Source organism: Streptomyces sp. SID10853, assembly GCF_010548145.1.
Lineage (GTDB): Bacteria > Actinomycetota > Actinomycetes > Streptomycetales > Streptomycetaceae > Streptomyces.
Window position 1 is genome coordinate 1 of the sequence record NZ_JAAGLN010000090.1, and the last position, 25127, is coordinate 25127.

The following is a 25127-nucleotide window of genomic DNA, read 5'->3' on the forward strand; positions in this document are numbered from 1 at the left end:
CGATGCACGATCTGGTGCTGGCCCACGCGGTGCGCTGCGCGCGGCGGCACGGCGGGGAGGCCGAGGCCGCCGAGGCGCGCGGGCGGGTGATCCGCTGGTATCTGCGCCAGGCGCAGCGGGCGGACGAGCTGGCCGCGGGAGCACGTATGACGTTCGCCGATCCTGCGCCCGCGATCGAGGGGGCGCCGGACGTGGAGTTCGGGTCGAGCAAGCAGCGCGCCCTGCGGTGGCTGGAGGGCGAACGGCTCGCGTTGTACGGATGTGTCCGCGCCGCGTACGCGCACGGCATGGACACCGAGGCATGGGCGCTCTGCGAGCCCCTGTGGACGCACTTTCTCGACCACGCGCACTACGGCGAGGTGACCGAGGCATTCCGTACGGGCCGGGACGCCGCGCAGCGGGCCGGGCACATCGCGGCCCTCGCGCGGATGCGCTGCCAACTGGCCCGCCCGCTCTGGGAACAGCAGCGGTACGAGGAGGCGGAGACCGAGGTACGGCTCGCGGTGAACGGCGCCCGGCTGCTCGGTGAAGCGCCGGTCGGGAACGAGCGGAAACTGTGGCCCTCCGCGCTGGAGTTCCGCGGCCGGGTCCGCTCCGAACAGGGGGACTGGGCGGCCGCCGCGCGGGACTTCGAGGAGTCCCGGCAGATCCACACCCGGATCGAGAACCCGTACGGGGTGCTGCTCCAGACCCATCTGCTGGGCCAGGCCGCCGCAGCCCTGGGCGAACTGGACCGGGCGGCCCAGCTGTTGGAGCTGGCCCACGCGATGGCCGGCGAGCAGCAGCGCGCACGGATGACCGCCAGGACCGGTTTCGAACTGGGCCGGGTGCTGCAGGCACTCGCCCGCAGGGAGGAGGCCGCCGAGCTGTACGCCCTCGCCCTGGACGGGGCGCGCGAGCGCGGCTCCGCACGGGACGAAGTCCGGATCCTGGAGGCGCTCGCCTCACTCGCGGCGGACCGCGGCGACCAGGAGACGGCCTCGGCACACCGCGCGTCGGCCCGGACCATCCGCGAACGGGAAGGGGGGCTGCCGGACGCGGAATCCGACGACGCGGACGGCCCGTCCTGACGGGTCCCGCTTACAGCTCGTGCGCCGCATCGTCGTCGGTGGCCGGGGCCAGGTGTGTGCGGTACGTACGGCCCGCCACCCGGCAGTGCAGAGTGGCCGGGGCAGACGGGTGCGGGTTGTCGGCGAGCCAGGCGTGCACGCCGGAGAGGACGGCGGCCGGATCGGTCCGTACGACGGTCCCTTCGCCGGCGGAGCCCTCGATACGGACGGTGAGCAGCGGTGCCTGCGCGCTGCGCAGCAGCCAGCGCGAGCCGGAGAGTTCGGCCGCTGCGGTACGGGGCCCCGGGTGGTCGGCGAGAGCGCGGGCGGTCCAGCCTGCCGCTGTCCAGGCGACGGAGTGCGGCCCGGTCCGGCTCTGCCGGGTGCGGCGGCGGAAGAGCAGCGCCGCGCTCTGGGACTGGGGGACCGTGGCGTGTTCCGGCTCGGCCGCGAGGTGGTGGGCCGGGAGGTCGGTGTGGGCGGGGCGCCGTTCGACGCGGATGTGCTCGCCGTTCACTTCCGTCCGCACGGCGAAGGCCGCCGGGGTGCAGGAGGCGGGAACGGGCGACGGAAGGGGGCGAGCGCTGATCGTGTCTGCGGGCGGATCGATGCCCAGCAGTGCGTAGAGCCGGAGCCGCAGCTGCTCAAGTGACCTGCCCCGTTCGGCAAAGGCCGGCGCGGCCAGGGCCCGGACGGTCTGGGGGGAGTGCGCCGCCAGTGCCGCTTCCAGAGCGGCAGGCGTATCAAGGGCCGCCACCCGGGAGAGGACCCCGGCCATCGGAGTGCCGGGGATGAGCTCGCTGCCGCCGTCGCACGCCGCCGCCAACGGGATGCCCAGCGCCGCCGCGTACAGCGCTGTCGAACCGTGGTCGGTGATGACGCCGTCGGCAGCCACGAGGACCGCGGCCCACTCCTCGTACGGCCGGGTCAGCAGCATTCCCGACGCGAGCGCGGGGGCGAGAGCCTGCCGCAGGTCGTACTCGCCGGTCCTGCTGTGTTCGTTCGGATGCAGGATGAGCGCCAACTGGTACGCGTCGTAGTCGAGTTGGGTGGCCAGTTCGGCGGGCAGGCCGGGCCGCCGCTCCAGCAGCGACTCCGGTCCCCAGGTCGAGGTGAGGGCGATGAGCCGACGGCCGCCGGTCCCCAGGGCGCTGCGGTAGGTGTCACGGCGCGGCAGCGATGCGAGCATCCGGTCCAGTACGGGGTCGCCGACCACGGCCGCGCGGGCGGCGGCGGCCGGGCTCCGGGCCGCGAGCCGTGCGACCTGGCCGGGGTGGGAGAGCCCGTGCAGATCGGCCAGCGGCCGGCCGTCGCGCAGCAGCCATGCGGGGTCGAGCCCGGACGCGGAATCGGGCGACCCCTCACCGGCGAGCGACTTGTTGAAGCCCGCTCCGTGCGGGAGCAGGGCGAGCGGGCCGCTCAGCAGATCCAGACCGCCCTTGGGGCTGGCGGCGACGATCAAGTCGTACGGCTGCCGCAGGGCCTGCGCCCAGGGGATGGTGCGGGCGCCCGCCTGCTCTATCGCGGTGAGCGCGTCGACCCCGAACTCCGAACCGGGGATCAGCGTGAACCGGCGGGGGCCGATCCTGTTGTCACCGGCGAAGACCGGTGCGACGTCGAGGAGCCGGTGCAGGGCGGTCGCTGAACGCGCCGCGAAGAGAATCGACTTCCTGAGCCCGTCCTGGCCCGCTGCCCGCTGCCCGCTGCCCGCTGCCCGCTGCCCGCTGCCCGCTGCCCGCTGCCCGCTGCCCGCTGCCCGCTGCCCGCTGCCCGCTGCCCGCTGCCCGCTGTTTGGATTGTTCATTCTAGGCCGTTGAGTGCTGCCGTGAATGGGTTTTTTGCCATCCGATGACGGATGCGGTGGGCGGATTCGACGGCCTGGGCAGTGGCATGCCGAGATCCTACCGGGAGTGCGGTCCTCGCTCCTTCGCGCCCTGAACCATGGCATTAATAATCCCTGGATCCACGGGAGTTGCCGCTGCTACGTTCCATCCGTGGCGAAACTCAATCAGATCATCGCAGTCGAAAAAGGAATCAAGTCCAAGTCCCACCAGGACCTCACCGCGGCCCAGCAGGGACTGCAGAAGCCGGTCCTGCTGTCGGGAATTTCCCGCACCTACCAGCCGAAGGACGAAGAGGGCGAGCAGCTGCCGCCCGAGTCCACCCGGGTTCAGGTGCAGGCCGAGGACGTGCTGCGTGATACGGCCACCACCCTGACCAGGCTCTTCGACGTCACTGCCACCAAGGACTGGGCGAACTGCTCCGCCCGCGCCGATGTGAAGGTCGACGGCCGCGTACTGCTCACCGCCGTACCGGTCTCCTATCTGCTGTTCCTGGAGAAACAACTCACCGATCTCCATACCTTCGCGCGGAAGCTGCCGATTCTCGACGCATCGGAATTCTGGGTGCAGGACCCCTCCACCGACGCCTGGAAGACCGAGCCGGTGCGCACGGTCCGTACGAGGAAAGTGCCCCGTAACCACGTCAAGGCCGAGGCGACCGAGAATCACCCGGCGCAGGTCGAGGTGTATTACGAGGATGTACCGGTCGGCTACTGGACCACCGTGAAGTTCTCCGGCGCGCTGCCCGCCCGCCGGGTCAATGAGCTGGTGGGCCGGATCGAGAAGCTGCAGCAGGCGGTGAAGTTCGCCCGTGAGGACGCGAACGGCGCCGATGTCACCGACGAGCACGTGGGTGACGCGGTATTCGGCTACCTCTTCGGGACCGGGCAGGGGTAGCGTCAGAGACTCCCCGGCCGCCTCAGCGCGGCCCGGGGTGCGCGAGGAGCGCAAGCTGAAACTGAAGTTCGTCGTGATGAAGCGGCATGAGCCGCGTTTTGTCTCAGACTCTCGCTCCAGACTCAGCATTCGCCGCTCATCGCCGGTCCGACCGGGCGCGGGCTTGGTCGTCGGTTGCCGGTTCGACCCCGGCCCGCCCCTCTCCGTGGGGCGGTAGCTCAATGGCAGAGCGCGACGACGTAACAGCTGACCCGTGCCCTCAAGCGCGCCGGCGTGTGCAGTGGGGCGGCATCATCAGGGCCCGGGGGTTGGACATACCTCCGGGCCCGCTCCATGCCACCCGCGCGCTACTCTGCCGCTCCCTGTCCCCGGGCTCGTTCCCCCGGCGCTCTGCCCCCGACGCTCTGTTCCCCGACGCCCCGCTCCTCGGCTTACTGGTCCTCGGCATCCTGGCCCTGGGCGTCCCGGTCCTGTGCGTCCGGCTCCTCGGCGTCCGGCTCGTCGACGGCGAGGACCGCTCCGTACGCACCGAACCCCGAGATCACCAGCCCGTCCCGGAACGTCAGCACCTCATAGACCCGCCCCCCGATCTGGTTCCGGTAGTCGATCACGAGCGAGTCCACCCCCGCCCGTACGTCCATGACCTCGAAGTGCAGACCGGGGATGCGAGCGAGCCCCGTCCGCCAGTACGCGCGCAGCTCGTCCTTGCCGCGAACCGTCCCCGACGCATCGCCGGTGAAGCGCGCGATCATCGGCGAACTGAAGGTCACCTCCTCGTGGTAGTGCGCGAGAATGCGCTCCAAGTCGTGCGAGTTCCAGTCCTCCAGCCACTCCGCGGCGAACTTCTGCGCGAATTCCAGATCCATGCGCCCGATCGTAGAGGCCGGTTCGGCGATGATGAACGCGTGCGACTCGAAGCGATCTCCTGGGAACGGCTGACCGGTGCTCTGGTCCGGAGCGCCGATGAACTGAAGGCCGCGGACGGCGGGCCCTGGCCCAAGATCGCGGTGGACGGTGCGCCCGCCGCACCCACCGGAGAGCTGGCCGCCGCCGTCGCCGAGGGGCTGCGGGTCCGGGGCCGATCCGCCCATGTGGTCAGTACGCAGGGCTTTCTGCGCCCGGCCTCACTGCGGTACGAGTACGGCAAGCGGGACCCGGACGCGTACTACAGCGGCTGGTTCGACACCGGTGCGCTCTGGCGCGAGGTCTTCGGGCCGCTGGAGGCCGGCGGCAGCGGACGTGTGCTGCCCGACCTCTGGGACCCGGTGACCGACCGCGCCACCCGCAGCCCGTATCAGAAGCTGCCGGATGGAGCCGTGCTCATCGTGCACGGACCACTGCTCTTCGGACACTGGTTTCCTTTCGATCTGAGCGTCCATCTGCGGCTGTCGCCGGGTGCTCTCAGCCGCCGCACCGGCACGGACGAGCAGTGGACGCTGTCCGCTTTCCAGCGGTACGAGGAGGAGGTCGCTCCCGCGGACACCGCGGACGTCGTCGTACGCGCCGACCACCCCGACCACCTCGCCTGGAGCGGGCCTCCGGCCTGAGAACGAACCGGCGGCCCGAGGGCCATCGGCCCGGCAATCGGCAACCGCCCGGCTACACGAGGCGCTTTATCTCGCCCCGCACCCGGTAGAAGCCGCCCGACGACGAGTGCAGGGCATCGACCACATAGCGGGCACCGGCCTGCCGTATCCCCCGGGGGAACTGGACGTGCCAGGTCGGCTCATAGCCGTCCGACACCACCTGGACCCGCAGCCGGCCCCCGACCTGTACGCACTCCACGACGATCCCGGCGCCCGGGGCGGGAACGGCGCTCACCGTGGCCACGTCCGCCGTCGGCGTGTATGTGGGCAGCGCGGCCGCCTGCTTGACATCCACGGCGACCGGCAGGCTCCCGCCCTGCGCCGCGGTGATCGCCGCCGCACTCGCGTCGATGCAGGCCAGCGAGCCGTCGGTGGTGACGATATAGAGCTTCTCGTCGTGGTACTGCATGGAGAGCGCCGAACCGCCGCCCGTCCCCAGCTTCCACAGCCGGGTGCCGTCCGAGGTGAAGCAGTAGACGGACGAGGCCAGGTCGCCCGCGAAGACGTACTCCCCGTCGGCAGAGGTCGCACAGGAGTACACCGCGGCGTCGCACTGGTACCGCGCTTCGCTCCGGCCGGTCGCCTTGGCGAGCCGCTCGACCACCTGACGGCCGGTGCCCGCGTACACCGACGTCTCCTCCTGCCAGCCGAAGAGCACGCCGCCGAAGGTGTCCGTGTGCCACAACTCGCCGCTGCCGTCCGCCGCGTACGCCGTCACGCCGTGCGTGTGTCCGTGGTAGACCGCGTGGTCGTCGGCCCGGACCATCCACGCATTCCTGCCCTTGGAGCGGCGCGACCACTGGAACTCGTCCTCGTGGTCGATGACCGTGAGGCCGCCGTTGTGGTCGGACACGTTCAGCACCCCTTCGTGGATGTCCAGCCAGAAGATGTCCACGTCCTCCGCGATCTCGTAGGCGGCGAAGGGCACTTTGGACGACAGGTCGTACACCTTGCCGTCGTCGCAGCCCGCATAGATCCAGAAGTCGTCCGCGACCAGGCACTTGACGCCGTCGGGCAGCGAGAACCGGGCCAGCACCTCGCCGTCGTGACCCAGCGTGTAGACATCCCCGCGCTGGTTCCCCACCCAGCAGTGGTCCTCGTCGATATGGATCCCGAACGCCGAAGTGCCGGTGCGGAAGCGCCAGATGACCGGCGCCGTCGCCCGTGCCGTCGAGGGAACGGAGGTCACCTGACGGCGGGTCACCGCGCGTGCCGCACGCTGTCCCCGCACGGCGGGCGCATATCCCTTGCGGACCTTCTCGCCCACCTTCTTCGCCGCGGCGGCCTGCGCCTTGGCGGCGGTGGGGAAGGCCGAGACCTGGCGCTGTCCTTCCGCGCCGATCCTTCCGTACCGCACGGCCACCGTCGTCCCGCTGACGGTCACTTCGTAGAACTTGTGCGCCCCGGCGCCCTCCTGGGACAGCTCCAGATACGTCGTCTCTCCCGACCCGACAGTGACCACAGCACACCCCTCCCCAGGGACCGGCCCGTTCGGCCGTTCCTCACTGACTCCAAGCTAGATCCCACCACTGACAATCGGCCGGACGCGCTGATCAGGCTGGTCAGGACCGGTTGGCCCGCGCGCGATGGGCCCGAACGAGACGGCCGGTTCCGGGGACCGAGGCTTCACGGGACCGGCCGGCACGTCCTCGTGGACGCCGGATTCTTCCAGCCCGTCCCGGTCGCTAAGGTTGCCCGCCATGACGACAAGTGATCAGACCCCCGCCTCCTTCGCCGTGCACATACCGGACGCCGACCTCGAACCCGAACCGCTCGACCCCGCACAGATCGTCTCCGGCGACCCCGTGGTCACCGGCAAGGTCCTGTGGGAGTCCGCTGACGGCACACAGCTGCGAGGCATCTGGCAGATCACGCCCGGAGTGGTGACCGACACCGAGGCGAACGAGCTGTTCGTGGTCGTCAGCGGGCGGGCGACCGTCGCGGTCGAGGGCGGCGAGACGCTGCGGATCGGCCCCGGCGACGCGTGTGTACTGCGCGAGGGCGACCGTACGACCTGGACTGTCCACGAGACGTTGCGCAAGGCGTACCACATCAGCCTCTGAGCCCTGGACCTCCGAAGCCCGTAACAACCGACCGTCCAGAAACAACCGCCCGGGACAACCGCCCGAGCAACCGCCCGGGACAACCGCTCAGAACAGAGGCTGCGGCAGCACGCCCTCCAGGGCCAGGAGCTGCCGCTTCGTCTCCTGGCCGCCGCCGAATCCGCCCAGGCCGCCGTCGCTCTCCACCACCCGGTGGCAGGGCACGACGACGGGCAGCGGGTTCGACGCCATCGCGACGCCCACCGCCTGCGCGGCACCCGGCTGCCCCACCCGCCGGGCCAGGTCGCCGTACCCCACGACGGAGCCGTAGGGCACGCCGGACGCCAGCTCGTGCAGCACCCGGCGGTTGAACCCGCCGGTCAGCGTCCAGTCCAGCGGCAGTGTGAAAGCGCGCAGCTCGCCGTCGAAGTAGGCGGCCAGCTGGCGTATGGGCTCGGCCAGCCGCGCCGACTCCGGCGCCTCGACGGGTGGGGCCGCGAACCGGACGGCCAGCCGCTCCAGCGCGCTGCGGCGCACCGCCGGAGCGGCGTGGAAGACGACCCCGGCCAGCCCCCTGCTGGTCGCCGCCAGCAGCAGCGGGCCGATGCTGCTGCCGACCGTGGTCCACTCGACACCCTGCGTTTCTTTCTCCACGTCACCACCGTACGGCGGCCCACCGACAGCGCGGCCGGGACGGCGAACGGACCCGGTTGTCAGTGGGTGGTCGTACGGTGGTTGCATGCGGCCCGTTTCCAAGATCGAACGCACGGTGGCGCCTTTCGAGGTCGTCAGTCCCTACCAGCCCAGCGGTGACCAGCCGACGGCCATCGCCGAGCTCGACAAGCGTATCCGTGCAGGTGAGAAGGATGTCGTCCTGCTCGGCGCGACCGGCACCGGCAAGTCGGCGACCACGGCCTGGATGATCGAGAAGCTGCAGCGCCCCACCCTCGTGATGGCGCCGAACAAGACGCTCGCCGCCCAGCTGGCGAACGAGTTCCGAGAGCTGCTCCCCAACAACGCCGTCGAGTACTTCGTCTCGTACTACGACTACTACCAGCCCGAGGCGTACGTCCCGCAGTCCGATACGTACATCGAGAAGGACTCCTCGATCAACGAAGAGGTCGAACGGCTGCGCCACTCCGCGACGAACTCGCTGCTGACCCGCCGCGACGTGGTCGTGGTCGCCTCGGTCTCCTGCATCTACGGCCTCGGCACGCCGCAGGAGTACGTGGACCGGATGGTGTCGCTCAAGGTCGGCCAGGAGCTGGACAGGGACGAGCTGCTCCGCCGGTTCGTCGACATCCAGTACACACGCAATGACGTGGCGTTCACCCGCGGCACCTTCCGGGTGCGCGGTGACACCATCGAGATCTTCCCCGTGTACGAGGAGCTCGCCGTCCGGATCGAGATGTTCGGCGACGAGATCGAGGCGCTCTCGACGCTGCACCCGCTCACCGGCGAGATCATCAGCGAGGACGAGTCCCTCTATGTCTTCCCCGCCACCCACTACGTGGCGGGCCCTGAGCGCATGGAGAAAGCGGTCAACGGCATCGAGAAGGAGCTGGAGGAGCGGCTCGCCGAGCTGGACAAGCAGGGCAAGATGCTGGAGTCCCAGCGGCTGCGCATGCGCACCACGTACGACCTGGAGATGCTGCGCCAGATCGGCAGCTGCTCCGGCGTCGAGAACTACTCGATGCACTTCGACGGCCGTGACCCCGGCACGGCGCCCAACACGCTCCTGGACTACTTCCCGGAGGACTTCCTCCTCGTGCTGGACGAGTCGCACGTCACCGTCCCGCAGATCGGCGCGATGTACGAGGGCGACGCCTCCCGCAAGCGCACCCTGGTGGACCACGGCTTCCGGCTGCCGTCCGCCCTGGACAACAGGCCGCTGAAGTGGGAGGAGTTCCAGAAGCGGATCGGGCAGACCGTCTATCTCTCCGCCACGCCTGGAAAGTACGAACTCTCGCGGGGCGACGGCTTCGTGGAGCAGATCATCCGCCCCACCGGCCTCGTCGACCCCGAGGTCGTCGTCAAGCCCACCGAGGGCCAGATCGACGACCTGGTCCACGAGATCCGTCTGCGTACGGAGAAGGACGAGCGGGTCCTGGTCACCACCCTCACCAAGAAGATGGCCGAGGACCTGACCGACTACTTCCTCAATCTGGGCATCCAGGTGCGCTATCTGCACAGCGACGTGGACACGCTGCGCCGTATCGAGCTGCTGCGCGAACTGCGCGCCGGAGAGTACGACGTGCTCGTCGGCATCAACCTGCTGCGTGAGGGGCTCGACCTCCCCGAGGTGTCGCTGGTCGCCATCCTCGACGCCGACAAGGAGGGCTTCCTCCGGTCGGGCACGTCACTGATTCAGACCATCGGCCGTGCGGCGCGGAACGTCTCCGGGCAGGTCCACATGTACGCGGACCGGGTCACCCCGGCGATGGAGAAGGCCATCGAGGAGACCAACCGGCGCCGTGAGAAGCAGGTCGCGTACAACAAGGAGCGCGGGCTCGATCCGCAGCCGCTGCGCAAGAAGATCAACGACATCGTCGCGACGATCGCTCGCGAGGAGGTCGACACCGAGCAGCTGCTCGGCACGGGCTACCGCAAGGCGAAGGACGGCAAGCAGCCGGTGACTCCGGTGCCGACGCTGAGCGGTGCGGCTGCCAAGGGCGGCAAGGGCAGCAAGAGTGCGAAGGGCGGGCGGGCGGTCCCGACCGACCGCCCCGCCGAGGAACTGGCCGGAATCATCGAGGAGATGACCGAGCGGATGCGCGCCGCGGCCGCGGATCTCCAGTTCGAGGTGGCCGCCAGGCTCCGTGACGAAGTCGGTGAGCTGAAGAAGGAGTTGCGCCAGATGAAGGAGGGCGGACTGGCCTGACCCTGTTGTTGCAAGAACGACACAAAAACGTCCCGGCCCTCCTGCGGCGTCCGCGCGACTGCGTAGGGTGCGGGGAAAACGTGGGGAAAACAGGAAGAAGGGACAGCGCGTGACGGCCAATTTTGCCAAGGGCCCTGGCGTCAACCTGACCAAGGGGCAGGCCATCAGCCTGCAGAAGAACGACGGGGGTTCCCTGACCGCGGTGCGGATGGGACTGGGATGGCAGGCGGCGCCGCGCCGTGGCCTGTTCGGTTCCCGCACGCGGGAGATCGACCTCGACGCGTCGGCCGTGCTCTTCGCCGACAAGCAGCCGGTGGACGTGGTGTTCTTCCGCCACCTCGTCAGCGACGACGGCTCGGTGAAGCACACCGGTGACAACCTGGTGGGCGGCGCGGGCCAGGGCGGCGACGACGAGGCGATCCTTGTCGACCTCGCGCGGGTTCCCGTCCACATCGACCAGATCGTCTTCACGGTGAACTCCTTCACCGGCCAGACGTTCCAGGAGGTGCAGAACGCCTTCTGCCGCATCGTCGACGAGACCAACGGCGAAGAGCTCGCCCGCTACACGCTGGACGGCGGCGGCCAGTTCACCGCCCAGATCATGGCCAAGGTGCACCGCTCGGGCGGCGGCTGGCAGATGACGGCCATCGGTAACCCGGCCAACGGCCGTACGTTCCAGGACCTGATGCCGGCGATCCTGCCGCACCTGTAGGCACGACCCGGCGCCGTCGAAGAGCGCGCGAGTGGTTCCCGGTGGCCCGAGGCTGCCGGGAACCGGCCGTTCCAGCGGGGGCCCGAGCTGTTTCCGAGCCCGTTCCGACGTGGCTCCGGCGCGTGGGACCGCATGCTGACGACCAACTGAAACGTGACGAAGCGCAACGCGACGAAGCGCAACGCGACGAGGGGACACGTGCGATGACGGCCGAGCTGGTCCGGGGGCAGAACCACCCCTTGCCCGTGGCCCGACTGGAAATCCGGGTGTCGGCCGGGACACCGGTCCTGGCCGGTGCGACGCTCAGCGACGAGCAGGGCAGGGTCCATGGCGCGGAGTGGGTCGCCCACCCCGGAGCGCCGCGGCTGCCCGGTGTCGAAGTACCCCGGCAGGCGGCGGCAGATCACCGGCTCGCCGTGGACCTGGCGGCCCTGCCGGAAGCGGTGCACCGGGTGCAGGTGCTGCTGGCGCTGCCCACCGGGACAGGCGGACCCACCGCGTTCGCCTCGGTCACCGCGCCTTTCACCGCTGTCACCGGGCCGGCCGGTGCGGAGGTCGTCAGCTACTCCATCACCGGACTCGGCGCCGAGTCCGCAGTCATCGCCCTGGAGCTCTACCGCAGACAGGGCGCCTGGAAGGTCCGTGCCGTCGGCCAGGGGTACGCGGGCGGTCTCGCCGACCTGCTCGGTGACCAGGGACTGCCGGACGCCCGTCAGCTCGCTGACGTGATCCAGACCGCGGCTGCCGGCGGGGCTGCCCGCTCGGTGGCGCCGGCCCCGCAGACCGTAGCTGTACGGGACGAGGGGCCGCGACGTGTACGGGACGAGGGGCCCGGCAGTCCCGGAACCAGCCACAGTCCCTGCGGCCCGGTCGACTACACCCATCCGCGACGGCAGCGCACCGCGCCCCCGGCCCCGGCACCGCCCCCGGCTGTGCCCGGCGCCCGGCCCGGCGAACCGCCACAGCCCCTCGCGGGTGACGCCACCGGCTGGTCCATGGAGGAACGCCTGTACAACCAGATCTGGGGCATGTTCGAGGATCTGGCCCGCACAGCGGCCGCGTACCGCAGCGCCGTCGACTTCGCCGATTCACGTCTGGAGCGCGAGATCGACGGGGCGCTCTCCGACCCGCGCGGCCGCACCGGTCCCGCGGGCGCCGAGGCCCGGCGGCAGGCCCAGGAGAAGCGGGACGGGCTGACCGCTCAGGCACGCGAGGTGCTCGACCGGGACCTCGGCCAGCTGCTCGCCGAGTCCCGGGTGGTCGAGCCGGCCCTGGCGCCGGCCTTCGCCCGCTGGGACCACCCGGTCTGGCACGGATACCGCGCGCCGACGCGGGCACCGCTGGCCCTGCGCCTCGGAGATCTGCACCTTCCGGTCCGCCCCGAGCTGCGTATCCCCATGCTGGTGCGGCTGCCGCTGGAGCGCGGACTCTGGGTCGACAGCGGGCGTACCGGTTCCGGCCGTACCGGTCCCGGCGCCGGGCCGGATTCCGTATCCCGTGCCGGGCTCGATTCCGGCGCGCTGCGGGCGCGCGCCCTGGACACCGCGGTCGCCCTGGCCGTCCGTCTCCTCGCCGTCCACCCGGCGGGGGAGTTCACCGTGCAGGTGATCGATCCGGCGGGTTCGGGCGCAGGGGCGCTCGCTCCGCTGACCGCCTCCGGGGTGCTCGACGCACCACCGGCGGCCGGCGCGAAGGGCGTGGCCGCCGTACTGGCGCAGCTGGTGCAGCGGGTGGATCTGGTGCAGATGGCGGTGCGCGGGGACGCGGCCGACGCCCTCCCGCCCGAGCTGGACACGGCGGAGCAGCTGCTGATCGTCAACGACTTCCCGCACGGCTTCGACGACCGCGCCCTCACACAGCTGCGCTACCTGGCCGACGAAGGGCCTTCCGTGGGCGTCCATCTGCTGCTGGTCGCGGATCGTGACGATGCCCGGGAGTTCGGTCCGGTGCTCGATCCGCTGTGGCGTTCGCTTCTGCGTATCACTCCGGTGCCTGATGACCACCTCGCCGACCCCTGGGTCGGGCACGCCTGGACGTACGAACCGTCTCTGCCGCCGCCGGGCAGTGCGGTGCTCCGGACGGTGCTCACCCAGATCGCGGCAGCCCGCCGAGCCTGACACTCGCTGACTCGCTGACTCGCTGACCTGGTTCTTTGAATTAACCTTTGCCTTTCTCTTTACCTTCCCTTGGGGTTCCCTGTACTGTTCTTGGTGCGGAGGGGAGTACTCCCCAAGTGCGGCGCACCCGTCAGTACGGACCTGTCAGGTTCCGGGGCGCCGGCCTGATACGCCGGTCCGTCCGGCGCGGGTGGAAGAGACCTCCGGCAGCGACGACGCTGATCAAGTAGCCGTAGCAATCGCCGGAGGCGTGATGGACGTTTCACTGACCCTGTGGGCACTGACCATTCTTGGTCTGGGCGCGCTGATCGCGGTCGACTTCGTGATCGGACGCAAACCGCACGACGTATCGGTCAAGGAAGCCAGTGTCTGGACCGTGGTCTGGATCGTCCTGGCCGCACTCTTCGGCCTCGGTCTGCTGCTCTTCAGCGGTGGCCAGGCGTCCGGAGAGTTCTTCGCCGGTTTCATCACCGAGAAGTCGCTGAGCGTCGACAACCTCTTCGTCTTCATCCTGATTATGGCGAAGTTCTCGGTGCCGTCCCACCTGCAGCAGCGGGTCCTGCTGTTCGGTGTCCTGATAGCTCTGGTGCTGCGCGCGGTCTTCATCGCGGCGGGCGCGGCGATCATCGCCGGCTTCTCGTGGGTCTTCTTCCTCTTCGGTGCGTTCCTGATCTACACCGCCTGGAAGCTCATCAAGGAAGCGCGATCCGGCGACGAGGAAGAGGAGTTCGAGGAGAACCGCCTCCTCAAGTCGGTCGAGCGGCGGCTCGGCGTGGCCGACCGCTACCACGGCACCAAGCTCTTCATCCAGCAGAACGGCAAGCGGATCATGACGCCGCTGATGGTCGTGATGCTGGCCATCGGCACCACCGACGTGCTGTTCGCGATGGACTCGATCCCGGCGATCTTCGGCCTCACCAAGGACCCCTACATCGTCTTCACCGCCAACGCCTTCGCCCTCATGGGGCTGCGCCAGCTGTACTTCCTCATAGGCGGTCTGCTGAAGAAGCTGGTGCACCTCAGCTACGGGCTGTCGGTCATCCTCGGCTTCATCGGCGTCAAACTGCTGCTGCACGCGCTGCACGAGTCCGGGGTGCCGGTGCCGGAGATCTCCATCCCGGTCTCGCTGGCGGTCATCTGCGGCGTCCTGATCGTCACCACGGTCACCAGCCTCCTCGCCAGCCGGAACCGGGCTGCCGCAGGACAGGCCGGGACGCCGGACGGGGGCAACAACGGCAACAAGGGCGACAAGGACAGCATCGACGTGTGAGGGGCGGGTGCGGGCGCCGGCTCACCAGCCGCGTGCGCGCCACTCCGCGAGGTGCGGGCGCTCGTCGCCCAGCGTGGTGTCGTGCCCGTGCCCCGGATAGACCCAGGTCTCGTCGGAGAGCCGGTCGAAGAGCTTCTCCTCGATGCCGTCCAGCAGGCTGGTGAACGCCTTGGTGTCGCCGTTGGTGTTCCCGACCCCGCCGGGAAAGAGGCAGTCGCCGGTGAAGACATGCGGGTGGCCGTGCGGGTCGTCGTAGATGAGCACGATGGAGCCCGGGGTGTGGCCGACCAGCCGGCGGACGTTCAGCTCGATCCGGCCCACCCGGATCGTGTCACCGTCCTCCACCGGGACATCGGTGGCGACCGGAATGCCGCCGACGTCGTACCGCCCCGCATAGGTGCGGGCGCCGGTGGCGTCCACGACGGCCTGCAAGGACTGCCAGTGGTCGCCGTGGCGGTGGGTGGTGACCACGGAGGCGATGGAGTCGTCACCGATCAGCTGCAGCAGCGTCGCGGTGTCGTTGGCCGCGTCGATCAGCATCTGCTCCCCGGACTCCCGGCAGCGCAGCAGATACGCGTTGTTGTTCATCGGGCCCACCGCGACCTTGGAGATCATCAGAGCTGTCAGCTCGTGTACGTCCGCCGGGCCGCCGACCTTCACCACTCCGCTGTACGTCATGCTGCCGAGTCTAGAGCGGCCGCACGGGGCCGGGGGCCCGGAGGGCGGACTCAGGAGCCGCTGCCCCGGCCGTTGTTCTAGAGCGGCGGCAGGGCAGGCAGCGCCCCACCGCCGGGGACCGTCAGCCCCGCGCCGTCGCCGCGCCCCGACAGCCAGCCCAGCAGCACTGCGGGCGGGCCCGTGACCCCGGCCACCGCGGGATCGGCGGAGAAGCGCTCGCGCAGGAAGCCGATCTCCCGCTCGGTGAATTCCGCGGAAAGGTCATCCAGCTCGTAGCCGATCCCGAGGTCGACATGGTGCAGCTCGATCTCGACCCAGCGGCGGAAGGGGATGCGGGCGGCCGTGTCGGTGACGCCGTTGCGGAGGGTCACGGTCCTGGACCAGTCCGCGGGAAGTGCCGCGCGCTCACGGAACCGGGCCGCGCTCTCGCGCACGTCCGCGAGCTGTACGGCGAGCGTGCGGTGCGCGTCACGCTCGATGTCGGCGTCGCGGGCCTCGGCCGACGCGTACATCGGCAGACCGGCGAGAACATTTCCGATCGCGTCGGCGTTACGTGAGAGGTGGGCGAGTACATGACCGCGGGACCAGCCGGGAAGCCGTGACGGTTCGGCGACCGTGACGTTGTCCAGTCCGGCGGCCGCGGCCAGGAGCCGTTCCGTCGCCTCATCCACAGATCTCAGGTCGCGCGCGTGATCGATCATGCAGCTGACGATAGGCCCCTCCACTCCTTCGGGTGAAGCTGTTTACCGATGGCCGTTAATCGAATGCGCGTGCTATAGGCTCGTGAGAGACATCCAACAAGGCATCATCCGACATCGCTGAGGCGCCCCCCATACCCTGGGGAGGGGGCTCCGCCCCTGCTTCTTCTCTCAGAAAGGTGCGGACCGGCGTGGCCGACCGTCTCATCGTTCGTGGCGCTCGCGAGCACAACCTCAAAAACGTCTCGATCGACCTCCCGCGTGACTCCCTGATCGTCTTCACCGGGCTCTCCGGATCGGGCAAGTCCTCCCTCGCGTTCGACACGATCTTCGCCGAGGGGCAGCGCCGCTATGTCGAGTCGCTCTCCTCGTACGCCCGGCAGTTCCTCGGGCAGATGGACAAGCCCGATGTGGACTTCATCGAGGGTCTGTCCCCCGCTGTCTCGATCGACCAGAAGTCGACCTCGCGCAACCCGCGCTCGACGGTCGGCACGATCACCGAGGTCTACGACTACCTGCGGCTGCTCTTCGCCCGTATCGGCAAGCCGCACTGCCCCCAGTGCGGCCGGCCCATCTCGCGCCAGTCCCCGCAGGCCATCGTCGACAAGGTCCTCGAACTGCCCGAGGGCAGCCGCTTCCAGGTGCTCTCGCCGCTCGTGCGGGAGCGCAAGGGCGAATTCGTCGACCTCTTCTCCGACCTTCAGACCAAGGGGTACAGCCGTGCCCGGGTGGACGGCGAGACGATCCAGCTCTCCGAGCCGCCCAAGCTGAAGAAGCAGGAGAAGCACACCATCGAGGTGGTCATCGACCGCCTCACGGTGAAGGAAAGCGCCAAGCGCCGCCTCACCGACTCGGTGGAGACCGCGCTCGGGCTGGCCGGCGGCATGGTCATCCTGGACTTCGTGGATCTGCCGGCGGACGACCCCGAGCGTGAGCGGATGTACTCCGAGCACCTCTACTGCGCCCATGACGACCTGTCCTTCGAGGAGCTGGAGCCGCGCTCCTTCTCGTTCAACTCACCCTTCGGCGCCTGCCCGGACTGCACCGGGATCGGGACGCGGATGGAGGTCGACCCCGAGCTGCTCGTCCCGGACGAGGACAAGTCCCTCGACGAGGGCGCGATCTCTCCGTGGTCGCACGGCCACACCAAGGAGTACTTCGCACGGCTGGTCGGCGCCCTCTCCAGCGAGCTCGGGTTCAGGACGGACATCCCCTGGGCCGGGCTGCCGCAGCGCGCCAAGAAGGCCCTGCTGAACGGCCACAAGACCCAGATCGAGGTCCGCTACCGCAACAGGTACGGGCGCGAGCGCGCTTACACGACCTCCTTCGAGGGCGTGGTGCCCTTCGTCAAGCGGCGGCACTCGGAGGCGGAGAGCGACTCCAGCAGGGAGCGCTTCGAGGGCTATATGCGCGAGGTGCCCTGCCCGACCTGTGAGGGCACCCGGCTGAAGCCGATCGTCCTCGCGGTCACCGTGATGGAGAAGTCCATCGCCGAGGTCGCGGCGATGTCGATCAGCGAGTGCGCCGACTTCCTTGGCCGGCTGAAGCTCAACGCCCGCGACAAGAAGATCGCCGAGCGGGTACTCAAGGAGGTCAACGAACGGCTGAAGTTCCTGGTCGACGTCGGTCTCGACTACCTCTCGCTCAACCGCGCGGCGGGCACGCTCTCCGGCGGCGAGGCGCAGCGCATCAGGCTGGCCACCCAGATCGGTTCCGGTCTGGTCGGGGTGCTGTACGTACTGGACGAGCCGTCCATCGGCCTGCACCAGCGCGACAACCACCGCCTCATCGAGACACTCGTCCGGCTGCGCGACATGGGCAACACCCTGATCGTCGTCGAGCACGACGAGGACACCATCAAGGTCGCCGACTGGGTCGTGGACATCGGCCCCGGCGCCGGTGAGCACGGCGGCAAGGTCGTGCACTCCGGATCGCTGAAGGATCTCCTCGCCAACAAGGAGTCCCTGACCGGCCAGTATCTGGCGGGCAAGAGGGCCATCCCGATCCCGGACCTGCGCAGGCCCGTGGACCCGGGCCGGCGGCTGACGGTGCACGGCGCCCGGGAGAACAACCTCAGGGACATCGACGTGTCCTTCCCGCTGGGGGTGCTGACCGCGGTCACCGGTGTCTCCGGATCCGGCAAGTCGACCCTGGTCAACGACATCCTCTACACCCACCTCGCGCGTGAGCTCAACGGCGCGCGCACGGTCCCCGGCCGGCACACCCGGGTCGACGGCGACGACCTGGTCGACAAGGTCGTCCACGTCGACCAGTCGCCCATCGGCCGCACCCCACGGTCCAACCCGGCGACGTACACCGGGGTCTTCGACCATGTGCGCAGGCTCTTCGCCGAGACCATGGAGGCAAAGGTCCGGGGCTATCTGCCCGGGCGCTTCTCCTTCAACGTCAAGGGCGGCCGCTGCGAGAACTGCTCGGGCGACGGCACGATCAAGATCGAGATGAACTTCCTGCCGGATGTGTACGTCCCGTGCGAGGTCTGCCACGGTGCGCGCTACAACCGGGAGACCCTGGAGGTCCACTACAAGGGCAAGTCCATCGCCGAGGTCCTGGACATGCCGATCGAGGAGGGCCTGGACTTCTTCGAGGCCGTCCCGACGATCGCGCGTCATCTGCGCACGCTCCACGAGGTGGGCCTGGGCTACGTCAGGCTCGGCCAGTCCGCGCCGACGCTGTCGGGCGGTGAGGCACAGCGGGTGAAGCTGGCGAGCGAGCTCCAGAAGCGCTCCACCGGCCGCACGGTCTACGTCCTGGACGAGCCGACGACCGGCCTCCACTTCGAGGACATCAGCAAGCTGATCAACGTGCTGTCGGGTCTGGTCGACAAGGGCAACACGGTGATCGTCATCGAGCACAACCTGGATGTCGTCAAGACCGCCGACTGGGTCGTCGACATGGGCCCCGAGGGCGGCAACGGCGGTGGCCTGGTCATCGCCGAGGGCACTCCCGAGGAGGTCGCCGGGGTCCCGGCCAGCCACACAGGGAAGTTCCTGCGGGACATCCTGGACGCCGAGCGGATCAGCGACGCCACCCAGGTCACGAAGGCGCCGGCGAAGAAAGCCGCGGTGAAGAAGACAGCGGCACAGAAGGCGGCGGCCGGGAAGGGCAGCGCCGCGGCCAAGGCAGCCACGGCTGGGACGGCGGCGAAGAAGACGGCCACGAAGAAGCCGACGGCGGAGAAGACGGCCACGAAGAAGCCGGCGCGCACCCGGCGCTCTTCGTGAGGCCAGTGGCAGGTGTGACACCGGCGTGATTCCAGCGGCGGGGAGGGGCGGGGCCGCCCCCGCCCCTCCCCGCCGCTGGAGCTCAGGCCAGCTCGCGGGCGTACGGCGGTTCGGCCCCGGTACGTGAGCAGGTCACCGCGGCCGCCCGGGCCGCGAAGGCCAGGACCTCGGCCCAGCCGTCGCCGGACAGCGCGGCGATCGCCGCCGCCGACAGCGCGTCCCGCTCCGCCAGACCGTGCAGCAGCGCCGCGTTGACCGTGTCGCCCGCGCCGATCGTGTCCACCACATCGACCGCCGCACCGGGGACCGCGTACTCGCCGCCCGCCCTGGTCCGTACGGTCAGACCGTCGCCGCCGTGTGTGACCACGACCGCCTGCGGCCCCGCGGCCAGCCACTCCTCAGGAGTGCCGCCGAGCCACTGGGCGTCCTCCTCCGACAGCTTCAGGAGGGTGACATCCGGCAGCCAGTCCCTGAACCGCTTCCGGTAGGCGTCCCCGTCCTGGATCAGCCCCGCCCTGATGTTCGGGTCGAGCAGCGTGAACACCCCGCGCGCCGATTCCCGGCGCAGCAGCGCCTCGTACGCGCTCGCACCCGGTTCGAGGACCAGCGAACAGGTACCCAGGGACAACGCCGTCACCTCGTGGGGCAGTTGCTCCGGCAGCTCGAACAGGCGGTCCGCGCTCCCCTCGGCGTAGAAGCCGAAGCCCGCGGAGCCGTCGGTGCTCAGCGACGCCACCGCGAGCGTCGTCGGCTCCGGGCCCCGCTGGACCAGGGACAGGTCCACCCCGGCCGCCCGCAGCCCGCCGAGCAGCGCGTCACCGAAGCCGTCGGTTGACACCCGTGAGCAGAAGCCCACCCGGGCACCGAGCCGGCCCAGGGCGACAGCCGTGTTGTAGGGCCCGCCGCCCAGCCGTGGCAGCAGTGCGGGCAGGGGTTCACCGGGCGCGGCGGCGTTCTGCGGCACCAGGTCGATCAGGGATTCTCCGGCGACGGTGATCACAGATCCCGAACGTAGCCGAAGTTCCCGGGCCCGTAAACGCCGCGAACACCGCCTGCGGCGGCGGGGATCTCCACCGGTATGGTCGGTTCCGTCGCCGATGCCTGTTGAACAGTGGAGCCTCATATGTCCGGTCTGCCGCCCGCCCGTCGTTCCGTCCTCATGGGAGCCGCCCTGGCGGGCGCCGCCGGGCTCGGGCTGACCGCCTGCTCGGGCGGTGGCAGCAGCACGTCGTCGGGCCCCGACAAGCCCGTCGACCTGGGGGCGGCCGACGCCGTACCGGTCGGCGGGGTCAAGTACTACCGGGACCAGTTCCTGATCGTGAGCCGGTCGAGCGCCGACGCGTACAAGGCGCTCTGGTCGCGGTGCACCCACCAGAACTGCCCCCTGCAGAAGATCGAGGGCAAGGTCGGCATCTGCCCCTGCCACGGCAGCCGCTTCGACGTCACGACCGGCAAGGTGCTGCAGGGCCCGGCCGGGCGGCCGCTCGCCGACGTGCCGGTCAAGGTGGTGGGCGGCAAGCTGATCGCCGGCCCCGACAAGAAGGTCTGACCCCGCCCGCGGCGCCCCGGCCCGCAGCGGGCCGCCGGCGGTGACTCCACCCGCGGTGACTCCGCGCTGTCAGTCACCGCCAGTAGGGTGGGAGACATGGCAGACCCCTCCAGTTACCGCCCCAAGCCGGGACAGATCCCCGACTCCCCGGGGGTCTACAAATTCCGCGACGAGCACCACCGGGTGATCTACGTCGGGAAGGCGAAGAGCCTGCGCCCACGCCTGTCCTCGTACTTCCAGGACGTGGCCAATCTCCACCCGCGCACCCGCACGATGGTCACCACCGCCGCGTCCGTGGAGTGGACGGTGGTCTCCACCGAGGTCGAGGCCCTCCAGCTCGAATACTCCTGGATCAAGGAATTCGACCCCCGTTTCAACGTCAAGTACCGCGACGACAAGAGCTATCCGTCCCTCGCGGTGACGATGAACGAGGAATTCCCCCGGGTGCAGGTGATGCGCGGCCCCAAGAAGAAGGGCGTGCGCTACTTCGGCCCCTACGGCCATGCCTGGGCCATCCGCGAGACCGTCGACCTGATGCTCCGCGTCTTCCCCGTACGCACCTGCTCCGCCGGGGTGTTCAAGCGCTCCGCGCAGATCGGCCGCCCCTGCCTCCTCGGCTACATCGGCAAGTGCTCGGCGCCCTGCGTCGGCCGTGTCACCCCCGAGGAGCACCGCGAACTGGCCGAGGAGTTCTGCGACTTCATGGCCGGCCGCACCGGCGCGTACATACGGCGCATCGAGCAGGAGATGCGGGACGCGGCCGAGGAGATGGAGTACGAGAAGGCGGCCAGGCTCCGCGACGACATAGAGGCGCTCAAGCGCGCCCTGGAGAAGAACGCGGTCGTCTTCAACGACGCCACCGACGCCGACCTGATCGCCGTCGCCGAGGACGAGCTGGAGGCCGCCGTCCAGATCTTCCACGTCCGTGGCGGCCGGGTCCGCGGCCAGCGCGGCTGGGTCACCGACAAGGTCGAGGCCGTGGAGACCTCCGGCCTCGTCGAGCACGCGCTCCAGCAGCTGTACGGCGAGGAGAAGGGCGAGGGCGTGCCCAAGGAGGTGCTGGTCCCGGCCCTCCCGGAGCAGACCGACGCCGTCACCCAGTGGCTCGCCGACCGCCGGGGCTCGCATGTCTCGCTGCGTATCCCGCAGCGCGGCGACAAGAAGGACCTGATGGCGACCGTGCAGCGCAACGCCCAGCAGGCGCTGGTGCTGCACAAGACCAAGCGGGCGTCCGACCTCACGACCCGCTCCCGGGCTCTGGAGGAGATCGCCGCGGCGCTCGGCCTCGACAGCGCGCCGCTGCGGATCGAGTGCTACGACATCTCCCACCTCCAGGGCGACGACGTGGTCGGTTCGATGGTGGTCTTCGAGGACGGTCTGGTCCGCAAGGGGGAGTACCGCCGCTTCCAGATCAAGGGCTTCGAGGGCCAGGACGACGTCCGGTCCATGCACGAGGTGCTCACCCGGCGCTTCCGGCGGTATCTCCAGGAGAAGGAGCGGACGGGGGAGTGGACCGAGGAGCAGGCCGCCGATGCGGTCGAGGAGGACGGCCGCCCCAAGCGGTTCGCGTACCCGCCCCAGCTGGTGGTGGTCGACGGCGGCCAGCCCCAGGTGGCGGCCGCGAAGCGCGCGCTGGACGAGCTGGGCATCGATGACGTCGCCGTCTGCGGTCTGGCCAAGCGCCTGGAGGAGGTCTGGCTGCCCGGCGACGACGACCCGGTGGTCCTGCCCCGGTCGAGCGAAGGGCTCTACCTCCTCCAGCGGGTGCGGGACGAGGCCCACCGCTTCGCCATCACCTATCAGCGGGCCAAGCGGGCCAAGCGCTTCAAGGCGGGCCCGCTCGACTCCGTCGCGGGCCTGGGGGAGACCAGGAAACAGGCCCTGATCAAGCACTTCGGCTCGGTCAAGAAGCTGAGGCAGGCCACAATCGACCAGATCTGCGAAGTGCCCGGCATAGGCCGCAGGACGGCCGAGTCGGTGGCCGCAGCGCTCGCAGGGACAGCGCCGGCCGCACCTGCCGTGAACACGGCGACAGGAGAGATCATTGAAGACGACGGGGGCGACACACATGAGTGACGAGCAGGAACGGGACGGAGCACACGTGAGTACGGGCAGTGCGGGCACGGGCGGTGCGGGCACGGGCGGTGCGGGCACGGGCGGTGCGACCGCCGGCACACCGGCCGAGACCGCGGAAGCGGCCATTCCGGAGCTGGTGATCATCTCCGGGATGTCCGGCGCCGGGCGTTCCACTGCGGCGAAGTGCCTGGAGGACCTCGGCTGGTTCGTCGTCGACAACCTCCCGCCCGCCCTGATCCCCACCATGGTGGAGCTCGGCGCACGCTCGCAGGGCAATGTGGCCCGTATCGCCGTCGTCGTCGACGTACGCGGCCGGCGCTTCTTCGACAATCTGCGCCAGTCACTCGCCGACCTCGCCGCCAAGCAGGTCACCCGGCGGATCGTCTTCCTGGAGTCCTCCGACGACGCGCTGGTACGCCGCTTCGAATCCGTGCGCAGACCGCACCCGCTCCAGGGGGACGGCCGGATCACCGACGGTATCGCCGCCGAGCGCGATCTGCTGCGCGAGCTGCGCGGCGACGCCGACCTGGTGATCGACACCTCCAGCCTCAACGTGCACGAACTGCGGGCCAAGATGGACGCCCAGTTCGCCGGCGACGAGGAGCCCGAGCTGCGGGCGACCGTGATGTCGTTCGGCTACAAGTACGGCCTCCCGGTCGACGCGGACCTGGTCGTCGACTGCCGCTTCCTGCCCAACCCGCACTGGGTGCCCGAGCTGCGCCCGTTCACCGGCCTCAACGAGGAGGTGTCGGCGTACGTCTTCAACCAGCCGGGCGCCAAGGAGTTCCTCAACCAGTACAGCGAGCTGCTCCAGATCATCGCCACCGGCTACCGGCGGGAGGGCAAGCGGTACGTGACCATCGCCGTCGGGTGTACCGGCGGCAAGCACCGTTCCGTGGCGATGTCCGAGAAGCTCGCCGCCCGGCTGGCGTCGGAAGGGATCGAGACGGTGCTCGTCCACCGCGACATGGGGCGCGAGTGACAGGCCGAAGTACCGCCAAGCTGCGGCGCGTACGGCTGGTGCCGGGCCGGATCAGGCGCGGCACCCAGCCGAAGGTCGTCGCGCTGGGCGGCGGAATGGGGCTCTCCGCCTCGCTCGCCGCGCTGCGGCGCATCACCGGGGACCTGACCGCCGTGGTGACCGTCGCCGACGACGGCGGCTCCAGCGGCCGGCTCCGTGAGGAGCTGGGCGTGCTGCCGCCCGGCGATCTGCGCAAGGCGCTCGCCGCGCTCTGCGGGGACGACGACTGGGGGCAGACCTGGGCCCGCGTCATCCAGCACCGCTTCCAGTCCAAGGGCGAGCTGCACGAGCACGCGGTCGGCAATCTGCTGATCGTCGCCCTGTGGGAGCAGCTCGGCGACCACGTACAGGCTCTGGACCTGGTCGGCAAGCTGCTCGGCGCGCACGGCAGGGTACTGCCGATGTCCGCGGTGCCACTGGAGCTGCAGGCACTCGTCCGCGGCCACGACCCGGCCCGCCCCGACGACGTCGACACGGTCCGCGGCCAGGCCACGGTCGCCCTCACACCGGGCGAGGTGCAGTCCGTGCACCTGGTGCCGAACGACCCGCCGGCCGTCCCGGAGGCCGTCGCCGCGGTCCTCGACGCGGACTGGGTGGTGCTCGGCCCCGGCTCCTGGTTCTCGTCGGTGATCCCGCATCTGCTGGTGCCCGAACTGCACGACGCCCTGGTCGAAACGAAGGCGCGCAAGGTGCTCTCGCTCAATCTCGCGCCGCAACCCGGTGAAACCAGTGGCTTCTCACCGCAGCGTCATTTGGAGGTTTTGGCCCGACACGCCCCTAAACTCGCCCTGGACGTGGTGCTTGCCGACGAGGCCGCCGTGCCCGACCGTGCGAGTCTCGCCGAAGCCGCCAAAGGGCTCGGTGCGGCGGTCGAGCTGGCGCCTGTGGCCTCGCCCGACGGCTCCCCGACACACGACAGGGAGCTGCTGGCCGCCGCGTACGACCGTATTTTTCGGATGCATGGAAGGATCGGCCCATGGCGATGACGGCAGCGGTGAAGGACGAAGTCTCCCGGCTCCCCGTCACCCGGACCTGCTGCAGGAAGGCGGAGGTCTCGGCGATTCTTCGGTTCGCCGGCGGGCTGCACCTGGTGAGCGGGCGGATTGTGATCGAGGCGGAGCTGGACACCGCCATGGCGGCGCGCAGGCTCAAGCGGGACATCCTGGAGATCTTCGGACACAATTCCGAACTGATCGTGATGGCCCCCGGCGGACTGCGCAGAGGCAGCCGCTTTGTCGTACGGGTCGTGGCGGGCGGTGACCAGCTGGCCCGCCAGACCGGCCTGGTGGACGGCCGCGGCCGCCCCATCCGCGGTCTGCCCCCGCAGGTGGTCTCGGGGGCCACCTGCGACGCCGAGGCGGCCTGGCGCGGCGCCTTCCTGGCGCACGGCTCGCTCACCGAGCCCGGCCGCTCCTCGTCGCTGGAGGTCACCTGCCCGGGTCCCGAGGCGGCGCTCGCCCTGGTGGGC

General features: G+C 70.0%; 20 protein-coding genes and 1 pseudogene. 14 read left to right on the top strand and 7 right to left on the bottom strand.

The genetic code is table 11. The features are described 5' to 3' along the window. Nucleotides 1-1070, top strand: a pseudogene (locus tag G3I19_RS18570) (hypothetical protein); the annotation flags it as partial. Between the two features lie 10 nt (nucleotides 1071-1080). Here G3I19_RS18570 and G3I19_RS18575 read toward each other — a convergent pair. Continuing rightward, nucleotides 1081-2853 (bottom strand): translation initiation factor 2, encoded by a 1773-nt coding sequence (locus tag G3I19_RS18575; RefSeq protein ID WP_239074508.1) that lies wholly within the window; start codon nucleotides 2851-2853, stop codon nucleotides 1081-1083. Nucleotides 2854-3043: 190 nt separating this feature from the next. On the opposite strand from G3I19_RS18575, the gene G3I19_RS18580 reads away from it, so the two are divergent. Continuing rightward, nucleotides 3044-3787, top strand: coding sequence for a hypothetical protein (locus tag G3I19_RS18580; protein ID WP_164264757.1), 744 nt, complete (start codon nucleotides 3044-3046; stop codon nucleotides 3785-3787). Nucleotides 3788-4218: 431 nt separating this feature from the next. On the opposite strand, the gene G3I19_RS18585 is transcribed toward G3I19_RS18580, so the two are convergent. Beyond that, entirely contained in the window at nucleotides 4219-4653 is a 435-nt protein-coding gene (locus G3I19_RS18585; RefSeq protein ID WP_164264758.1) for a nuclear transport factor 2 family protein, read from the bottom strand. Between the two features lie 39 nt (nucleotides 4654-4692). Between G3I19_RS18585 and G3I19_RS18590 the strand changes: the two genes are divergently transcribed. Next, on the top strand, nucleotides 4693-5334 hold the full coding sequence (locus tag G3I19_RS18590) for a uridine kinase (RefSeq protein WP_164264759.1): 642 nt from the start codon (nucleotides 4693-4695) through the stop codon (nucleotides 5332-5334). 52 nt (nucleotides 5335-5386) lie between these two features. Here the strand turns inward: G3I19_RS18590 and G3I19_RS18595 are convergent, their stop codons facing one another. Further along, complete coding sequence (locus G3I19_RS18595; RefSeq protein WP_164264760.1) at nucleotides 5387-6835, bottom strand: WGR domain-containing protein; 1449 nt, start codon at nucleotides 6833-6835, stop codon at nucleotides 5387-5389. Between the two features lie 238 nt (nucleotides 6836-7073). Between G3I19_RS18595 and G3I19_RS18600 the strand changes: the two genes are divergently transcribed. Then, complete coding sequence (locus tag G3I19_RS18600; RefSeq protein ID WP_164264761.1) at nucleotides 7074-7436, top strand: cupin domain-containing protein; 363 nt, start codon at nucleotides 7074-7076, stop codon at nucleotides 7434-7436. An 87-nt stretch (nucleotides 7437-7523) separates the two neighbouring features. Here the strand turns inward: G3I19_RS18600 and G3I19_RS18605 are convergent, their stop codons facing one another. Next, complete coding sequence (locus G3I19_RS18605; RefSeq protein WP_343235137.1) at nucleotides 7524-8069, bottom strand: methylated-DNA--[protein]-cysteine S-methyltransferase; 546 nt, start codon at nucleotides 8067-8069, stop codon at nucleotides 7524-7526. An 85-nt stretch (nucleotides 8070-8154) separates the two neighbouring features. Here G3I19_RS18605 and uvrB point away from each other — a divergent pair, with 85 nt between their 5' ends. The 4 genes from uvrB (at nucleotide 8155) to G3I19_RS18625 (ending at nucleotide 14395) form a co-directional block, all read left to right on the top strand. Further along, entirely contained in the window at nucleotides 8155-10296 is a 2142-nt protein-coding gene (gene uvrB / locus G3I19_RS18610; RefSeq protein ID WP_164264763.1) for an excinuclease ABC subunit UvrB, read from the top strand. Between the two features lie 145 nt (nucleotides 10297-10441). Then, nucleotides 10442-11008, top strand: coding sequence for a TerD family protein (locus G3I19_RS18615; RefSeq protein WP_164264775.1), 567 nt, complete (start codon nucleotides 10442-10444; stop codon nucleotides 11006-11008). Between the two features lie 203 nt (nucleotides 11009-11211). Beyond that, a complete protein-coding gene (locus G3I19_RS18620; protein WP_164264764.1) occupies nucleotides 11212-13125 on the top strand; it encodes a TerD family protein in 1914 nt (637 codons plus the stop codon). Nucleotides 13126-13378: 253 nt separating this feature from the next. Beyond that, a complete protein-coding gene (locus G3I19_RS18625) occupies nucleotides 13379-14395 on the top strand; it encodes a TerC family protein (protein ID WP_164264765.1) in 1017 nt (338 codons plus the stop codon). A 21-nt stretch (nucleotides 14396-14416) separates the two neighbouring features. Here the strand turns inward: G3I19_RS18625 and G3I19_RS18630 are convergent, their stop codons facing one another. Both G3I19_RS18630 and G3I19_RS18635 read right to left on the bottom strand, forming a co-directional pair. Beyond that, nucleotides 14417-15073 (bottom strand): MBL fold metallo-hydrolase, encoded by a 657-nt coding sequence (locus tag G3I19_RS18630; protein WP_164264766.1) that lies wholly within the window; start codon nucleotides 15071-15073, stop codon nucleotides 14417-14419. Nucleotides 15074-15150: 77 nt separating this feature from the next. Then, nucleotides 15151-15774, bottom strand: a complete 624-nt coding sequence (locus G3I19_RS18635; RefSeq protein WP_164264767.1) for a maleylpyruvate isomerase family mycothiol-dependent enzyme — start codon at nucleotides 15772-15774, stop codon at nucleotides 15151-15153. Nucleotides 15775-15962: 188 nt separating this feature from the next. Here G3I19_RS18635 and uvrA point away from each other — a divergent pair, with 188 nt between their 5' ends. Further along, entirely contained in the window at nucleotides 15963-19013 is a 3051-nt protein-coding gene (gene uvrA, locus G3I19_RS18640; RefSeq protein WP_164264768.1) for an excinuclease ABC subunit UvrA, read from the top strand. An 82-nt stretch (nucleotides 19014-19095) separates the two neighbouring features. Here uvrA and G3I19_RS18645 read toward each other — a convergent pair whose 3' ends face one another. After that, on the bottom strand, nucleotides 19096-20013 hold the full coding sequence (locus G3I19_RS18645) for a carbohydrate kinase (protein WP_164264769.1): 918 nt from the start codon (nucleotides 20011-20013) through the stop codon (nucleotides 19096-19098). Nucleotides 20014-20136: 123 nt separating this feature from the next. On the opposite strand from G3I19_RS18645, the gene G3I19_RS18650 reads away from it, so the two are divergent. From G3I19_RS18650 to whiA, 5 genes are all read left to right on the top strand, one after another. Beyond that, on the top strand, nucleotides 20137-20562 hold the full coding sequence (locus tag G3I19_RS18650; protein ID WP_164264770.1) for a Rieske (2Fe-2S) protein: 426 nt from the start codon (nucleotides 20137-20139) through the stop codon (nucleotides 20560-20562). Between the two features lie 96 nt (nucleotides 20563-20658). Continuing rightward, complete coding sequence (uvrC, locus tag G3I19_RS18655; protein ID WP_164264771.1) at nucleotides 20659-22638, top strand: excinuclease ABC subunit UvrC; 1980 nt, start codon at nucleotides 20659-20661, stop codon at nucleotides 22636-22638. Further along, on the top strand, nucleotides 22631-23620 hold the full coding sequence (rapZ, locus tag G3I19_RS18660) for an RNase adapter RapZ (RefSeq protein WP_239074511.1): 990 nt from the start codon (nucleotides 22631-22633) through the stop codon (nucleotides 23618-23620). Before uvrC ends, rapZ begins: the two co-directional genes overlap by 8 nt. After that, the gene (gene yvcK / locus G3I19_RS18665; RefSeq protein WP_164264772.1) at nucleotides 23617-24645 is read left to right on the top strand and encodes a uridine diphosphate-N-acetylglucosamine-binding protein YvcK; all 1029 of its coding nucleotides are present in this window, start codon (nucleotides 23617-23619) and stop codon (nucleotides 24643-24645) included. The genes rapZ and yvcK overlap by 4 nt, the downstream gene beginning before the upstream one ends. After that, the coding region (gene whiA, locus G3I19_RS18670) for a DNA-binding protein WhiA (protein ID WP_164264773.1) at nucleotides 24636-25127 on the top strand (492 nt) is incomplete at its 3' end. The genes yvcK and whiA, both read left to right, overlap by 10 nt.

Coding starts and splice junctions, on each gene's coding strand:
- G3I19_RS18575 (WP_239074508.1), bottom strand. CDS start 2,853: ATGAACAATCCAAACAGCGGGCAGCGGGCAGCGGGCAGCGGGCAGCGG.
- G3I19_RS18585 (WP_164264758.1), bottom strand. CDS start 4,653: ATGGATCTGGAATTCGCGCAGAAGTTCGCCGCGGAGTGGCTGGAGGAC.
- G3I19_RS18600 (WP_164264761.1), top strand. CDS start 7,074: ATGACGACAAGTGATCAGACCCCCGCCTCCTTCGCCGTGCACATACCG.
- uvrB (WP_164264763.1), top strand. CDS start 8,155: ATGCGGCCCGTTTCCAAGATCGAACGCACGGTGGCGCCTTTCGAGGTC.
- G3I19_RS18620 (WP_164264764.1), top strand. CDS start 11,212: ATGACGGCCGAGCTGGTCCGGGGGCAGAACCACCCCTTGCCCGTGGCC.
- G3I19_RS18625 (WP_164264765.1), top strand. CDS start 13,379: ATGGACGTTTCACTGACCCTGTGGGCACTGACCATTCTTGGTCTGGGC.
- G3I19_RS18630 (WP_164264766.1), bottom strand. CDS start 15,073: ATGACGTACAGCGGAGTGGTGAAGGTCGGCGGCCCGGCGGACGTACAC.
- G3I19_RS18635 (WP_164264767.1), bottom strand. CDS start 15,774: ATGATCGATCACGCGCGCGACCTGAGATCTGTGGATGAGGCGACGGAA.
- G3I19_RS18650 (WP_164264770.1), top strand. CDS start 20,137: ATGTCCGGTCTGCCGCCCGCCCGTCGTTCCGTCCTCATGGGAGCCGCC.
- uvrC (WP_164264771.1), top strand. CDS start 20,659: ATGGCAGACCCCTCCAGTTACCGCCCCAAGCCGGGACAGATCCCCGAC.
- rapZ (WP_239074511.1), top strand. CDS start 22,631: ATGAGTGACGAGCAGGAACGGGACGGAGCACACGTGAGTACGGGCAGT.